We start from the raw sequence: 14,058 nt of genomic DNA, 5'->3' as shown, positions 1-14,058 counted from the left end.
CTTTTCTTTTTTTGAAAACGGGAGGAAAGGAAAATGAGGAAATTGATAATTCCGGTTTTGATAATTGCATTTTTTATTTTTTTGGCGGTTGCACCAGCAAGCGCAGCGGTACAGACACATAACGTGTCAACAACATCGCAATTGTATAACGTCAGCAAGTTGACGTTGACAACTTCCGGGTTGGACCTTGTCATTAATGTCAATGGGAATTTAACGGCGGATATCACAACACCAATTGAATTTAGGAACTGTACAGCGGTAATTAATGGAAATGGGAATCAGCTGAAGCTGAATCCCGACGGGATGCCCATGGGGGATAATGCGTCGTTGAAGATCAATAATTCAACAGTTACGTTTAATCGACTGAATTTTAACAACACGATGTCTTCCCGGAATGAATCGGGGTCATCAGAATGTGTTATATTTATGAAAAACGAACCAAACGTTACGTTTGATTCGTGTATTTTTAATAACAATACACTGAAAAATAGCAATGCTTCTGGGTATAGTCGCGGATTTATCTATTTTACACATGAAGTTCACGAAACCGGTGGTTATGTTTTGGACGATATTTTGCCGGTTGGTGAATGGAATCTGACGTTTAGGAATTGCACTATATCTAACCATACGGGTCGCTTCTTAGAAGTGAATGTTGATGATTCCGTGGATACGATAGATGATAGACATGCGAAGGTTAGTATTATTGATTCGAAGTTTCAATATTGTTTAATGTCATCGGTTGATAGGAATGGCGGACCATTCGTGGCTGTTTTTGCCGATGAACTGATTATTGAAAACATAACGGTATCGGATTGCATGTTCTCAGTAGAGGATAATGGTCCTTCAATCCGATTTTTGGATGTTTATATGGATAATCTCGGTGGCCGGGCAACAATTACGAATTGTACATTAGAAAATAATGTTTTTTCAACTGGCACGTATATGATGGTCCTAAGCCAAGGAATTACTCTTAAAAATTGCTATTTTGGAAATATTAGTGTCGTTGATGTTCTTTTTCAGACGTATCCGAATTATTACGCTTCATGGAATTTGGAAGATGAATGTTTTATTATTCAAAATACGTTTGAGAATATTTCCGGTGTACGCATATTTAAGCCGCGGACAGGAGACATCACTCATACAGTGTATCACTATTATTTTAACACGTTCGTAAATTCAAATTTTTCGAACAATCCGCAGTGGTATAATAATTCGACACAGGCAGAATTTTTGGGAAATCTGTATGTCGGTTGCTCCAATGCAGCTGATTCCGGCGGCGTGTTCACAACTTATCCGCTGGCGTTTGGTACAAATGTGTCTAAACTGAATGGCGGTAAAACGAAAACGATTGAGCTTAGAAAGGCCGATGACAATCCTGCAATGGAGAAAATATCATCTTCAAAATATATCGAATTACTAAAAACGAATCCTTCAAACGACAAAGACGCTAATTCCGCGAAGAGACTTCAAGGAAAAGCCGTTGAAGCCGGTTCTGTTGAGTCGTCTCACACGTTCATTGATGTGATAAAAGACATTATTGGTGGTGGTGGCAATAATTCAATTAACAATTCCACTGATAACAATTCAACAAGTGGTAATAATATTGGAAACTCAAGACCGTCTACTGTTCTGTATAATTTTGTTTTTGGGGACGGGTCTATTGTCAAGCGGACATCAAGCCTTCTGTATTATATTATGAATAATTGGGTAAAGGTAAATATTGTCGGCATCAGTCAATTGAGTCAGATCGGGATTAATTTGTTGAGGTTGACACCATGAGCCGGAAACGTCAAACTTCGTCAAATCCGATTACGGATTTTTTGATCGCTCGGAATGTTCCGGAGAAGCAAGCAAAAATTATTTTTTGGACAATTATCCTGTTTAGCTTGTATTTGTTTATCGGGCTTTTCTTGGGTGATTTTGTATGACCGGCGGAGAAACATCTTGGTTCAAAACAGGATTGGTTCAGTACTTTACAGCCTTTTTGTCGTCGGCCAAAAATTTTGGTCAGACGTCAGTATTTGGATTTGCGGTATTGATTCAATTGTTCTTGTTTTTGTCAGCACGTTACATATGGAACGCCGGCGTTGAACAGATGTTTCTTTATTATATGGTCATGCTTGCATTTTCGTATGCTTTGCTTGGAACCGAAAATCCGCTTAAAAAGGTAAGCACCGGAAACGGTATAATTCAATATCTGGTGGCGTTCATAGCCGGTTTGTTTGTTTTTTCGTATATTGGAAGTGGAATTGGTTCATCTGATTTTGGTGGTTTTGGCTCTCTGTCGGCGCTGATCATCTGTCAATCTTTGATGGTGGGAATGTCCGAAGAGATGTTGTTTCGGGGTGCCATTCCTCGTGCGCTTCAAGCCTCAAAGATGTCTTATTTATCATCTCGCCTGATCTCGGTCGTTTCTTTTGCCCTTTTCCACGCTTGGGCATATAACTGGAATTGGACTTCAATGATTGCATCCGCTTGTTTTGGTGCGCTAATGCAATATGTGTGGGATGCAGGTCGGATCACCAAACCAGCTGATGGAGAACAACGTGCAGGTTACCCATTGATGGCGATCGGATTTCACGCAGCTTGGAACGTTGCAGTCATTTCACCATTTATGATTCTCTTTGGGATGGTGTAAAAATGCAAAAAATAAAGCCTGAATTGAAAATTTTACTCTTCCTTGTGGCAACATTGCTTATTCTTATCGTTTTTCACGGCCAATCAATGACCGTCTTTAACTGGAGCGGCGTGAGCGGTCAGGACTACATCAACGCTTCCGTGAATGAAAACATAACGTTTAATTACAATATTATTGCCGGCAAAAACCGATCTGAAAATTATGCCAAATGGGATTATCAAGTCGGAATCTGCACAAACGGAGATTTCACGAACGACAGCGCCGTTAAATGGAACTCATACGCCGGTGTTTCAAACGGGTCATCTGTTTCCGGCTCTTTGGGTCCGGTGAAATATTCCTCTTCCGGAAAGTACAATGTTACAATTGTCCAAAAATGCAAGAACTCATCCGGATCCGATTGGAGATATTCTTACCTTCATGTTGCTGTTACGGTTGGCGGTACCGGAACCGGAAACAACACGGGAAATAACAGTTCAACCGGGAACAACTCTTCCGGCAACAACACAACGGGGAATAATTCATCCGGGAACAACAATTCAACCGGCAATAATTCCGGCCAAGGAAACGACAGCTTGAGTGGTTGGAGTTTCAGCGGTGCGATTAGTGAATTAGGCAAAGCGATGGAAGAAGTCGAAGGTTCGGTTAAATCTCTGTTCGCCGGCGAAATTTCTCTTGAAAATTTCCTGCAAAATCTTTGGGATTTAGTCAAAAAAATTCTTTCCGGAGAATTTGACTTAAAGGACCTTCTAAAACTGATTTTGATTATAGTTTTGATACTGATAGCGATTGCTGTCGTTTATTTAGTTATCAAATTATTTTTAATTCGAAAACTTTTGAGGTAACAATGTCAACAGAATTGAGTTTTAAATCTTCAAATCAAAAAAGCACGGCAATTTTATTGCTTGCGATTTTGGTTCTTGCGTTTGCTTTTGGGACAAGTATGGATTTTCTTCAAAATGACCATACGGTTTACGCAAAACCAGGTGAAACGATTTCAATCAAATGGGAAACGGTGATGGATGAAGGATATTTTGTACAGTATCAGCCAACGCCATATGAAATACGGGCACGGTATAGCTGGATTTCGGATGATGAAACGATTTCATCAAAAACTCTTGCATCGAATGAACATCTTTCCGGGACGCTGAAGGTAAAAATGCCGACAACGCCCGGAACATATACTGTCCGGATTAGCGAACATTTGCGTGTTCCGCCAAATAATACCAATTATTGGACCGGTTCCGGAAAATTCACTGTAAATGTCATTGTAACGGATGATATTCCGGCCGGCAACAACAATTCAACCGGCAACAACACAGATAACGAAATTCCGATCACGATTGAAAAAACACTTCTTAAACTCGTGGTTTGTGCTGTTGTGATTGGTTGTCTTGGAATTTTGTATTTTTATGTAAAAAGAAAGGAGAGATTGAAAAATGAGTGAGGGCGAATCACCGAAATTTGGAATTGATATTAACAGAGAATTAAAAAACGGTTTGTGCATGTTCGGGGCGGTCATGACCACCATCGGCATTTTGACTTATGTTCCGGACAAGTTGCCGGCTCCGTTTGCAATTGCCTTGGGCGTGATTATTCTTGCGCTTGCGTATCGTCTCTAACGGAGTGAATGGAAATGGCAAAGTCGATTAACTTTGATTCAAAAGAAATGTTGGTTGCTGCATACTATCTTGTTTCGATTTTGTTCATTCTCTATCAGATTTTTTATTCCAAGTGAGTTGATAACGTGATTGGTTGGCGAAAAATCATTTATTTTTTGTGGATAGCAGCTGCTTTGGTGATTTATTACAATCCGTTTCCGGAATTGACTAAATCCCTTGAATCTGAGATTTTCACATTTGGGACCTACACAATCACATCTTTTGTTTTATTTACGTCCTTAACGGTTGTGCTTTTTGCAAGCGCAATTTCATCAAGGATTGTTTCATGGGCGGACGTTTGTTCAAGATCATCATATCTGACATTTTTAACCGCCGTCATCATGGTCCTCGGCGTTTTGACTGCAATTGATATTGTCGTTGCAGTCGTCGCCAGTCGGGAACCATTCATTATCGCTTATTTCTTCAACCTGGCAAAAGTGACCTCTTCAGGTTGAGGAGATAATACCTGTCAAAAATAAAATCAAAAGGAGAAAATAAAAAATGGCATCAAAGAAATTCATGCACGACATGATTATTGCAATGAAAGCTGGAGCACCAAAAGACAAAGCGTATCAAGTTGCAAAAGATGAAGCAACTTCCCGGCGAAATTGGGCAATCAAAAACAAAAATTCAAAAAAATGAATTGAAGGGATTTATTCCCTTCTTATTTATTATTCAATATTACTTTAATAGCCAACCATTCTTAAGGTAATTATTCCAATTATTATATTTTTCTAAAATAGTTTTAATTTTTAATGATAATCTTTCAGGGTGACTTTCATATACACTTATACAATTTTTCCAGTAATAATGTTTTGTTGCCATTGCTTTTATATGGCCAACAAGATCGGAAGGGTTATTGGTTTCAAGTTCAAATGAAGATAAAAGAATTAAATTTTCTAAATTGCATTCTTCTTCGTTTTGTGCTCTCTGAATTCTTTTTTCTTTTATATTAGTTACATTGTCCATATCATAAGTCCAACATACTTTATTATTTAATTCCTCAGACATTAAGGTAATTTCTTCACTTCCAATTGTGAAATGGAATTCCTGACGTTTGATTAAACCATTCTGATTCTGAATTGGTATATTACCGTATTCTATTTTAAAATCAGTTATTGGTTGTATCTTGGAATCTATTTTAACGCATATTTTTGGATATTCTCCAAACTATTCCTAAAAAGAAGTAAATCTCTGAATAATATGTTTCCAGCGGTCGCTTTTAAAATTATTATTTAGTTCCACATAATCACTGCCTTTAATTTTCAATTAACATTATATTAAGAAATATTAATAGTTAATGATATCGTGTTCTATGGGTATACTTTGGCGATAATATTTTCTGTTTCGGTTTCCGAGCCGTCGTTGCCCAACAGAGCCCTCAGGACGACTGTCCTGAGGGGTCCCGCAAGGCGCCGTAATTGACCCCGGATGGTTGCATTTTCTGTTTCGTACTTCCTCGCCGCGCGCCCAAGCCCCACTTTATGTGGGGCGCGCGGTTTAAAAGTTGCGTGAAACGTGGTCTGACCCCATATACTTTTCGTTGCTTGCGACGAAAAGTATATGCGGTCAGACGGCTCTGCCGAACGTTTCATGCGACCCGGCCAAAGGCCGTTAATCGGGTATTGCCGGTTTGAGTCAGCGCGCCGGCGGGCAGTGCGGCAGCTGCCCGCCGGCGCCAGGACGAAGTCTCACTAAATAAATGCACATAAACTATATGCATTATATCCTAAGGATAAGATTCGCTTTCGCCCTTTTTTTGCCATTTAGGGCGAAATAGTTCATACCGCTATCGAATATTTTAGTCAATATATTTTAGAAGTTGACCATTTTCATGAATTTTTTTCATAATGTTTAGTTGTTAGATTTCTTTAAAAATATCCGATAATTCAGGGTATTTTTTCAAAAGGTATACCATTTTGTCAATGGCAAGAGTTTCGAGCTCTTGGAGCCTCTGGGAAGCCTCCAAAGTTAAAACCATTCCACATGCCGGGCAGAATTCTGAAATATCCGGAATTGTTTGTTTGCATCGAGGACATGAAAGAATATTCAATTTGATTTTTTCGGATTCGGTTTTTTTAAGGCCGTAAATGTTCAAAATTGCGTTATCAACATCTTCACCGGATAGGTGAATGTAGATTTTTGGCATTTTTGAATCACTTGTCCAGCCAAAATAAGGTTTCATTTGGGATTCGGAAAGAGTATTTGCAACATGAGTACATCGTGAATGCCGAAAAAGATGGTTATGGACACGTTTTTGAATGCCGGCCTTTTTTGCCGTTCTTTTAATCATCCGGCAAATGGCATCGTATTTTAAATGTTCAATCGGCTTTTGTAACGTTACCCATAGCGGTGCTTCCGGGTCGCCTTTCATCGGATGGATGTTAATCCATGCAATCAGGTATTGAACGGACCAAACGATTCTGATTCGTCTCATACCCGTTTTTCCGTTTTCAATTATGGATGCTCCATATTTATCAAAAACGGCATGTTTAATTTGAGGATTTCCATGTTCGCTGATTCTTGAACCGGTTTCATAAAGAACGGCAATAAATGCTCTATCTCTTGGATTTTCAGCATGGATTATCATATTTTTGATGTCTGTTTCTGTGAACATCTCTTCCGGTAATTTTGTCTTTGTGACATTCGGGTTGATTTTCACTTTTGAAATATGATCTTCTTTCTTTTGCCATGCCAAAAGCTTTCTGAGAGTGTATTTGTACGAATTTTTCGTATTTCCATTCTTTTTGTTTCTTTCGATCCAGCCAATGATTTGAATCAGATTTGTTTCGCTAAGGTTTCTGTAATCAATATTTGGGAATTGCGTAGCGATTACATTAGCCATAGTCATGTATTTCAGAATTCGGGCAACAGATAGCCCTTCTGAAAACAAATAGTCTTCAAATTCAAGTAGTGATGCTTTTAAATCATTGCTGTATTGTGCTTCTCTTATTCGATTTTCGGCTAAAATGAGGTCTCTATCGAGACGGTATATTGAGAGTGACATTGCGAACTCCTTTTATTTTTGTTGGCAATGTGAACATAAGCACGGTGTTGCTTGATTTCGTTTTTTACGTGACCTGAATAAGGTGTAGGATGCCCGGAGCGTGACTCGAACACGCGACCTCCAGATGTCTCAGGAACTGATTAAGCTCCGAAAAGACGCCATTTATTTCCCTATGAGTCTGGCGCCCCAACCGACTAGGCTATCCGGGCATTGAGGGATTATAGAAAGTCAATTGTCCTATTAAAAAGTATTGATTGAAAAAAAGGGTCATGAACTCCCTTGAACTCAAAACGGATTTTCTTTACACTTTCACCATTCGCTTTTTTCATAATTATAAAAATGTATAAATAAAGTTGCGACATGAAAGACAGAGATTGATTTTTTAAATTCATTTTATCTTTTTGAGGTGGAAAATTTGAAAATGACGGGATTTTGCGGCAGTCCGCGCCGGAAAGGAAATACAGACATACTCATGCAAACGGTTTTGGATGAAGCGTCCGAAAAAGGATTTGACACTGAAATGGTTTATTTGTCGGATGCTCACGTCGGATTTTGTAAAGCATGCGACGCTTGCCACTTGCCAAACGGAAAATGCATCATCGACGACGACATGGAGTCTTTGGTTCAAAATATGAAAGAATCGGATGTTTGGGTTTTCGGAACACCGGTTTATTGGTGGGGACCGACCGCGCAAATGAAAGTTTTCGTTGACCGCTGGTACGGATTTTATTCGGACAACCTTTTCAAGAACAAAAAAGCGATCCTCGTCGTTCCGATGGAAGACACGGACGAAAAAACAGCGTCTCACGTTGTCGGAATGTTCCAAGACTCTTTTGATTATGTCGGCGTTGAACTCTCGGACGTGATTGTCGCCGATGGCGTTCGAAACCGCGGCGACGTCAAAGAGCGGCCGGAGCTGATTCAAAAAGCAAAAGACTCCGTATCGAAAGTCGTTGTTTCAAAGAAGGCAAAAACGGCGAAAAAGTGAGTGAAAACCAAGAAATGAATTTAAATGAATGAAATTATTCTATCAGGAGGTAAGCCAATGTCGGAAATTAATCAAAGTTGTATGGACGTTATTTTCAACGAGGCGCGTACACACAAATATTTTGAAAAGGAATCGATTCCGGACGAACTTTTTGTCCGGTTGTACGATATTTTGAAGTTGGCGCCGACATTTGCCAACTGCCAATCCGGACGTTTTGTTTTCGTCAAAAGCCCGGAAGCGAAAGCCCGCTTGATTCCGCATTTAGATGAAAGCAACGTTCGAAAAGTTCAGGAAGCGGCGGCAACCGTCATCATTGCCGGCGATGTTGAGTTTTACAAAAATATGCCGAAACTTTATCCGCACGGCGATTACAAATCATTCTTTGAGAAAAGTCCGGAATTTGCGCAGCGGACAATGTATCAAAATTCCTGCTTCCAAGGCGCTTATTTGATTATTGCGGCGCGAGCGCTCGGACTGGACTGCGGGCCGATGGGCGGATTTAACAACGTGGGTGTCGATCAGGAATTTTTCCCGGACGGCAAGTGGAAATCCAATTTCCTTTGCAATTTAGGAGCCGGAATACCGAGTAAATTGCATCCGAGAGACCCGAGATTGAATTTTGACGAAGCCTGCAGAGTTATTTGAGGCCGGTATTGGCGGCGGCAACGGTACAGCTGAAACCGTGAAAATAATTGTGCGGCGCCGTCGCACGCGTTATAGCGATGAGTTTTGACGAGTTGAAAAAAAACGTCCTTTGGCTTAATAACAAAAAAGTAAAAAAATGCAAATAAAAAAATGCAACTCAGATGTATTTTTCAATTTCCTTTTTTATTTTTTCCGCCTCTTCTTTCGGATTTTTGGCGCCGTAAATGCTGCGTCCGACAATCACCCAATCAGCGCCGGCTTTAATCGTATCTGCCGCACTGCCGCCTTGGGCGCCGACACCCGGCGAAATGATTTTCATCGAATTGCCGATGACACCGCGCAATTCTTTCACACGCTCCGGACGGGTCGCCGGCGCGACGATTCCAAAGGCACCCGATTTTTTTGCCATCGCCGCGATTTCTTTGGACACGCCGTCTGTAAAGAAATGGTCGCCGCCGGGGTGGCTCATTTCGGCGACGACGAAGACCTTTTTTTTGTAGTCGTCGGCGGTTTTCACGCATTCAAAAAGGCTGTCGGGTCCCGTAAATCCCTGGACGATGACGGCGTCGCATCCGGCTTCAAAAACGTGTTCACAAATGAGACGGTCGGTGTTCGGAATGTCCGCCACTTTAAAATCGGCGATGACCGGCGCGATCCGGGACAGTTTTTCGGCGATAGAGAGTCCGGTTCCGAGAACCAGCGGATAGCCGATTTTTATGGCGTCGATGAAATCGGCAACATCTCTTGAAATTGTCAGCGCGCTTTTTTCATCGGTCACGTCAAGCGCCAGAATGACGCCGTTTTTTCGAGAAATCGATTTCGACATTGACATGTCATCACTCCACCGGGATTTGCTTTTTCGGTGTTTGTTTCGAAAGGCGCGCGCGCGTTGCGCCGACCATCAACGGAAGCGTAATTGTCGCGTCCGAATAAACTGTAACCAACCGGGATTTAGATCCGACTTTTCCCCAGGAAATGGCTTCCTCCAAAGTTGCGCCGGAAAGGCCGCCCGTTTGCGGTGTGTCCATGGTCAGCTGAATGGCGTAGTCAAAATCCCGCGGTGTTACCAGCATCGATTGGAAAATGAAATTTTTGGGAACGCCGCCGCCGATGAAAACAGCGCCGGCTTTTTCGGCTTCCCAGCAAATGTCCATAAATGCATGCATGTCGGCAATCGCGTCAATGACGAGCGGATTTGTTTCTTTGTAAAGCCACGCTTGAAGACCGATAACAGAATCCGGAAACGCCGGACAATAAATCGGAACATTCATGTCGTACGCCGCCCGAAGAATCGAATCCGGGTTCTCGATATTTTTCCCGAGATTTTTCATGAATTCGGCAATCGAAACCGGGCGGTCGGACGGCAAATCGGCAATCACGTCTTGCAGAAATCCTTCCAGTTCCTCAAAGTGTTGGTCCGGCAAAAAAACGTCGTAGATGCGGTCGATTCGTTCTTCGTGCAGCATCACGTCATTTGACCCTTCGTCACCTTTGTAATGCGGCATGTAAAGGCCTTCAAGCGCGTCATGAACCATGTTGGCGCCGGTGGTCACCAGCACATTGATGTGTCCGTCGCGGATGAGGTCGGCAATGATTTTTCGCATGCCGGCCGGGACCATGGCGCCGGCGAGCCCTAAAAATTTCACCGTCTTTTTGTCGGACAACATTTCCGTATAAATGTCCACCGCTTCCGCAATCCGGCGGGCGCCGAATGCACAGCCGGAAAGAGCGGTGACAAATTCGTCCAAGTCCATGCCGGCTTGAATGTCGGCCGGAACAACCGGCTTTGTTAATCTTTGGCAGCCTTCCGTTACATGTACCATTTTATTTCCTCTGAATTTGATTTGAAAGTAAAAGAAGTTGATATAAAAATTGAAACATTAAATTGAAATATTAAAAATTGAAGTAATGCGACGTGAAATAGACGACCTTTCTATTTACATTTATTGTCATTTGATTTTTTTGATTATACGGGTATTTATCCGGTATACATTATTTATTCATGATCCGTTGCATCTTCTGTTTACAGTGTAGTCTGCGTGACTGTTGCCGGTTCAGATCATTTATGCCAACGGATCCCAACATTTTTCAATGAAATCCATTCGATCAGATGCGAAATGCATCTGGTTGAATCGGGAAGGCTGTTTGAAAGTTTCCAAAAACGAAGATTGATTTTGTCTGAAAGTTTTCAAAAAGGGGGATTGATTTTGTTCGAATGTTTTCAAAAATATGTCGCTATAACGCGCGCGCCGTCGCCTGTCCGGAAAACCAAAAGTGGCTCAAATATTGGATACCCTTATATCTTTTTGCATCGATTCAATCTTACTTGGTGCTTTTCATGGTTCGACAAATTCTCAAAGATTATCACGTCAAAGGCGGCCGCATGGACCAACATTTTTTGGTAGATGCGCATGCATTGGACTCCATTGCTGACGCGGCCGAGCTTGAACCATCGGACGTTGTTCTTGAAATCGGCGGTGGCATCGGAAACTTAAGCGAGCGGATTGCGCCAAAAGTTTCAAAACTCATCATTATCGAACTGGACCCGAAAATGGTTGACATTCTAAAAGACCGTTTGTCCGTCTTTTCAAATGTCGAAATCATTCACCAAAACGTTATGGAAACCGATTTTGAGACACTTCTTTTTAACAAAATCGTTGCGAATCTGCCTTACTCCATCTCATCCGACATCACGCTTAAAATTCTGCAATCGGACTTTGACGCCGCTGTTCTCATGTACCAATACGAATTTGCAAAACGGCTGGTGGCGCCGGCCGGCGGAAAAGACTACGGAAGACTTTCCGTTCATACGCAATACAAATCAGACGCCTCGTTCTTGTTTAAAGTTCCCAAAGGCGCCTTTGAACCGGCACCGAAAGTTGACTCGGCGGTCATAAGATTGGTGAAAAAAGATCTCTCGAATCCCTCGGAAAATAATTCCCCGTCCTCATTTTCCGTTCAAAACGAAGACTTTTTCTTTGACGTCACGAAAGTTTTGTTTGCCCAGCGGCGGAAAAAAATTAAAAACACACTGCTTGCCGGCGCCTCTCAACTCAATTTTTCGAATTTAAAAGACGCTTTAGACAGGCTGGGGCAGCAGAGTTTTACGCCGTCCGGCCCGTCAAAACTGAGCGGGAAAAAAGTCGCCGACATTTTGGACAGGCGCGCCGAAGAACTGACGCCGGCGGAAATCGCGTCTCTGTCGGATTTGCTGTATTCAAAAAAAACAGACTTATCCGGAGCTGAAAATTTAAAAGATAAAAAAATAAAGCCGGAGCAGACGTTACGTCCGGCGCCGGAAATTTTTTCCGTGACGGTTTTTGGAGACGTTTACGAACCGGCGGAAGACACCTACTTGATGGCGCGCGCCGCTGCCGAATTCATTGCCGACGCCCGGCAAAATGAAGGCGGGAGTAATCCGTTCAACGTTTTGGAAATCGGTTGCGGAAGCGGATTCGTATCCGCGTATTTGTTGTCGGAATTTGAATCCGACCCAAATTTTCAATTGCGGGCCGTTGACATCAATCCGAATGCTGTCGAATGTGCCAAAGAGAACGGCGTTTCAGCATTTTTATCGGATTTATTTGAAATTTTTGAGGACCTGTCGGAATTGTTTGACTTGATTGTGTTCAACCCGCCGTATCTGCCGACATCGCCGGATGAAAAAGTTTCGGGATGGCTGAATTACGCTTTTGACGGCGGTTTGTCCGGACGGGAAACCATCAACCGGTTTTTAAAAGACGTGAAAAAATATTTGACGCCGGAGGGTTCATTTTTATTGTTGATTTCATCAATAACGGGATTTGAAGACGTCACAAAAGAAATGGAAAAATACGGATTTTCGGGGAAAATTATCGCCGCTGAAAAATGTTCTTTTGAGGAATTGATGATTATTTTAGGAAAAAACATTGAAAATGACTTAATCGGAAATAAAAGGGACGACTCAAAATAAAATGAGGAGCAGGAAGAGGTGGAAAAGTATGAGTGAAAAAAGAGGGAAAAGGGAATCAGAGCCTTCAAAAGTTTATTTTATGAACTTTCGGGCGCATAAGACATCACAAAGTAAAGTCCGGAAAGTGGAACAAATTTTCAAAAAAGCCGGCTTTGAATCCATATTCCAAAATCGGGATTTGACGGCTGTCAAACTGCATTTTGGCGAGCGCGGCAATGACGCGTATATCAATCCCGTTTTTGTGCGCGCGGTGATGGACTGCATTAAAGAAACAGGTGCGCTTCCATTTGCCACCGATACCAACACGCTTTACGAAGGTTACCGTAAAAACGCGGTCGAACATATCGAAACTGCCATTCTTCACGGTTTTAACTATTCCGTTCTCCAAACGCCGGTCATTATCGCAGATGGTCTTAAGGGTGACAATGAAATTGAAGTTGAGGTGAACCTGAAAAACTTCAAAACCGTCAAGATTGCCAAAGACATTGAAGATGCCGACGCCATGATCGTTTTGACGCACTTCAAAGGCCATTTAATGTCGGGATTCGGCGGCGCGATTAAAAATTTGGCGATGGGATGCGCGTCTGTTTCCGGGAAATGGGCGCAACATTCCTCGTCTCAGCCGGCTGTTGACAAAGAGCGATGTACCAAGTGCGGCGCTTGCATTCGGACCTGCCCCGCCCAATCCATTGTGATGGAGGCGGACGGTGCGCAAATTATCAAAACCACTTGCTTGAGCTGCGGCCACTGCATGATTTGTCCGCGCGACGCCGTTTACTTTGACTGGGCGGAAATGCCCGGATTTACGGACCGGATGGTGGAATACGCTTACGGCGCCGTCAAAAGTAAAAAAGGAAAAATCGGCTACATCACTTTCGTCATGAACGTAACGCCGGACTGCGATTGTACGCCCTGGAGCGACGCTGCGATTGTTCCCGACATCGGCATTTTAGCGTCCACCGATCCGATTGCACTCGATCAAGCCTGTTTTGATTTGGTCAATAAAAGCATCGGTCTTTCCGACAGCGAACTCAAATGCAATCACAAAAAGGGGGAGGACAAATTCAAAGGTGTTTGGGAAAATACAAATGGAGAACGCCAATTAGAATATGGGGAAGAACTTGGGATGGGCAGCCGGAAATATATTTTGATTGAAGAGTGAATGAAAAG

15 protein-coding genes and 1 tRNA gene are annotated in these 14,058 nt (G+C 42.3%); 11 read left to right on the top strand and 5 right to left on the bottom strand.

Annotation, left to right across the window (positions count from 1 at the left end; genetic code table 11):
• The first annotated feature begins 33 nt into the window (after positions 1–33).
• The 7 genes from MsAc7_RS03430 to MsAc7_RS03400 all read left to right on the top strand — a co-directional run bounded on the left by MsAc7_RS03430 (position 34) and on the right by MsAc7_RS03400 (position 4,938).
• Positions 34–1,779, top strand: a complete 1,746-nt coding sequence (locus MsAc7_RS03430) for a hypothetical protein (protein WP_338103191.1) — start codon at positions 34–36, stop codon at positions 1,777–1,779.
• A 145-nt stretch (positions 1,780–1,924) separates the two neighbouring features.
• On the top strand, positions 1,925–2,638 hold the full coding sequence (locus tag MsAc7_RS03425) for a CPBP family intramembrane glutamic endopeptidase (protein WP_338103190.1): 714 nt from the start codon (positions 1,925–1,927) through the stop codon (positions 2,636–2,638).
• Positions 2,639–2,640: 2 nt separating this feature from the next.
• Complete coding sequence (locus MsAc7_RS03420) at positions 2,641–3,480, top strand: hypothetical protein (RefSeq protein WP_338103189.1); 840 nt, start codon at positions 2,641–2,643, stop codon at positions 3,478–3,480.
• 2 nt (positions 3,481–3,482) lie between these two features.
• Positions 3,483–4,082 (top strand): hypothetical protein, encoded by a 600-nt coding sequence (locus MsAc7_RS03415; RefSeq protein WP_338103188.1) that lies wholly within the window; start codon positions 3,483–3,485, stop codon positions 4,080–4,082.
• Positions 4,075–4,257, top strand: coding sequence for a hypothetical protein (locus MsAc7_RS03410; RefSeq protein ID WP_338103187.1), 183 nt, complete (start codon positions 4,075–4,077; stop codon positions 4,255–4,257). Before MsAc7_RS03415 ends, MsAc7_RS03410 begins: the two co-directional genes overlap by 8 nt.
• A 125-nt stretch (positions 4,258–4,382) precedes the next feature.
• Entirely contained in the window at positions 4,383–4,751 is a 369-nt protein-coding gene (locus MsAc7_RS03405) for a hypothetical protein (protein ID WP_338103185.1), read from the top strand.
• Positions 4,752–4,797: 46 nt separating this feature from the next.
• Complete coding sequence (locus tag MsAc7_RS03400) at positions 4,798–4,938, top strand: hypothetical protein (RefSeq protein ID WP_338103184.1); 141 nt, start codon at positions 4,798–4,800, stop codon at positions 4,936–4,938.
• 39 nt (positions 4,939–4,977) lie between these two features.
• Here the strand turns inward: MsAc7_RS03400 and MsAc7_RS03395 are convergent, their stop codons facing one another.
• From MsAc7_RS03395 to MsAc7_RS03385, 3 genes are all read right to left on the bottom strand, one after another.
• Positions 4,978–5,307 (bottom strand): hypothetical protein, encoded by a 330-nt coding sequence (locus MsAc7_RS03395; protein ID WP_338103183.1) that lies wholly within the window; start codon positions 5,305–5,307, stop codon positions 4,978–4,980.
• Between the two features lie 850 nt (positions 5,308–6,157).
• Positions 6,158–7,303: a tyrosine-type recombinase/integrase gene (locus MsAc7_RS03390; RefSeq protein WP_338103182.1), complete on the bottom strand. Its 1,146-nt coding sequence runs from the start codon at positions 7,301–7,303 to the stop codon at positions 6,158–6,160.
• A 90-nt stretch (positions 7,304–7,393) separates the two neighbouring features.
• Positions 7,394–7,512: transfer RNA gene (locus tag MsAc7_RS03385), tRNA-Met, on the bottom strand.
• 212 nt (positions 7,513–7,724) lie between these two features.
• On the opposite strand from MsAc7_RS03385, the gene MsAc7_RS03380 reads away from it, so the two are divergent.
• Positions 7,725–8,291 carry a flavodoxin family protein gene (locus MsAc7_RS03380; protein ID WP_338103460.1) on the top strand — a complete coding sequence of 189 codons (567 nt, stop codon included), beginning with the start codon at positions 7,725–7,727 and terminating at the stop codon, positions 8,289–8,291.
• Between the two features lie 57 nt (positions 8,292–8,348).
• The gene (locus MsAc7_RS03375; RefSeq protein ID WP_338103181.1) at positions 8,349–8,936 is read left to right on the top strand and encodes a malonic semialdehyde reductase; all 588 of its coding nucleotides are present in this window, start codon (positions 8,349–8,351) and stop codon (positions 8,934–8,936) included.
• A gap of 157 nt (positions 8,937–9,093) precedes the next feature.
• On the opposite strand, the gene pyrF is transcribed toward MsAc7_RS03375, so the two are convergent.
• Both pyrF and MsAc7_RS03365 read right to left on the bottom strand, forming a co-directional pair.
• Positions 9,094–9,750, bottom strand: a complete 657-nt coding sequence (gene pyrF / locus MsAc7_RS03370; RefSeq protein ID WP_420847466.1) for an orotidine-5'-phosphate decarboxylase — start codon at positions 9,748–9,750, stop codon at positions 9,094–9,096.
• Between the two features lie 22 nt (positions 9,751–9,772).
• Entirely contained in the window at positions 9,773–10,759 is a 987-nt protein-coding gene (locus tag MsAc7_RS03365) for a deoxyhypusine synthase (protein ID WP_338103180.1), read from the bottom strand.
• A gap of 392 nt (positions 10,760–11,151) precedes the next feature.
• Between MsAc7_RS03365 and rsmA the strand changes: the two genes are divergently transcribed.
• On the top strand, positions 11,152–12,888 hold the full coding sequence (gene rsmA / locus MsAc7_RS03360) for a 16S rRNA (adenine(1518)-N(6)/adenine(1519)-N(6))-dimethyltransferase RsmA (RefSeq protein ID WP_338103179.1): 1,737 nt from the start codon (positions 11,152–11,154) through the stop codon (positions 12,886–12,888).
• Positions 12,889–12,916: 28 nt separating this feature from the next.
• Complete coding sequence (locus MsAc7_RS03355; protein ID WP_338103178.1) at positions 12,917–14,050, top strand: DUF362 domain-containing protein; 1,134 nt, start codon at positions 12,917–12,919, stop codon at positions 14,048–14,050.
• The last annotated feature ends 8 nt before the right edge of the window (positions 14,051–14,058 follow it).

This window comes from Methanolapillus millepedarum (genome assembly GCF_032594115.1).
Lineage (GTDB): Archaea > Halobacteriota > Methanosarcinia > Methanosarcinales > Methanosarcinaceae > Methanolapillus > Methanolapillus millepedarum.
The sequence above is the reverse complement of the archived record's forward strand: the minus strand, read 5'-3'. Positions and strand labels throughout refer to the sequence as shown.

What these genes read in the sequence shown, in the direction of transcription:
- MsAc7_RS03400 (WP_338103184.1), top strand. Translation starts at nt 4,798, where the DNA reads ATGGCATCAAAGAAATTCATGCACGACATGATTATTGCAATGAAAGCT.
- MsAc7_RS03375 (WP_338103181.1), top strand. Translation starts at nt 8,349, where the DNA reads ATGTCGGAAATTAATCAAAGTTGTATGGACGTTATTTTCAACGAGGCG.
- MsAc7_RS03390 (WP_338103182.1), bottom strand. Translation starts at nt 7,303, where the DNA reads ATGTCACTCTCAATATACCGTCTCGATAGAGACCTCATTTTAGCCGAA.
- MsAc7_RS03410 (WP_338103187.1), top strand. Translation starts at nt 4,075, where the DNA reads ATGAGTGAGGGCGAATCACCGAAATTTGGAATTGATATTAACAGAGAA.
- MsAc7_RS03430 (WP_338103191.1), top strand. Translation starts at nt 34, where the DNA reads ATGAGGAAATTGATAATTCCGGTTTTGATAATTGCATTTTTTATTTTT.
- MsAc7_RS03365 (WP_338103180.1), bottom strand. Translation starts at nt 10,759, where the DNA reads ATGGTACATGTAACGGAAGGCTGCCAAAGATTAACAAAGCCGGTTGTT.
- MsAc7_RS03380 (WP_338103460.1), top strand. Translation starts at nt 7,725, where the DNA reads ATGACGGGATTTTGCGGCAGTCCGCGCCGGAAAGGAAATACAGACATA.
- rsmA (WP_338103179.1), top strand. Translation starts at nt 11,152, where the DNA reads ATGTTTTCAAAAATATGTCGCTATAACGCGCGCGCCGTCGCCTGTCCG.
- MsAc7_RS03395 (WP_338103183.1), bottom strand. Translation starts at nt 5,307, where the DNA reads ATGTCTGAGGAATTAAATAATAAAGTATGTTGGACTTATGATATGGAC.
- MsAc7_RS03420 (WP_338103189.1), top strand. Translation starts at nt 2,641, where the DNA reads ATGCAAAAAATAAAGCCTGAATTGAAAATTTTACTCTTCCTTGTGGCA.
- MsAc7_RS03425 (WP_338103190.1), top strand. Translation starts at nt 1,925, where the DNA reads ATGACCGGCGGAGAAACATCTTGGTTCAAAACAGGATTGGTTCAGTAC.
- MsAc7_RS03355 (WP_338103178.1), top strand. Translation starts at nt 12,917, where the DNA reads ATGAGTGAAAAAAGAGGGAAAAGGGAATCAGAGCCTTCAAAAGTTTAT.
- MsAc7_RS03415 (WP_338103188.1), top strand. Translation starts at nt 3,483, where the DNA reads ATGTCAACAGAATTGAGTTTTAAATCTTCAAATCAAAAAAGCACGGCA.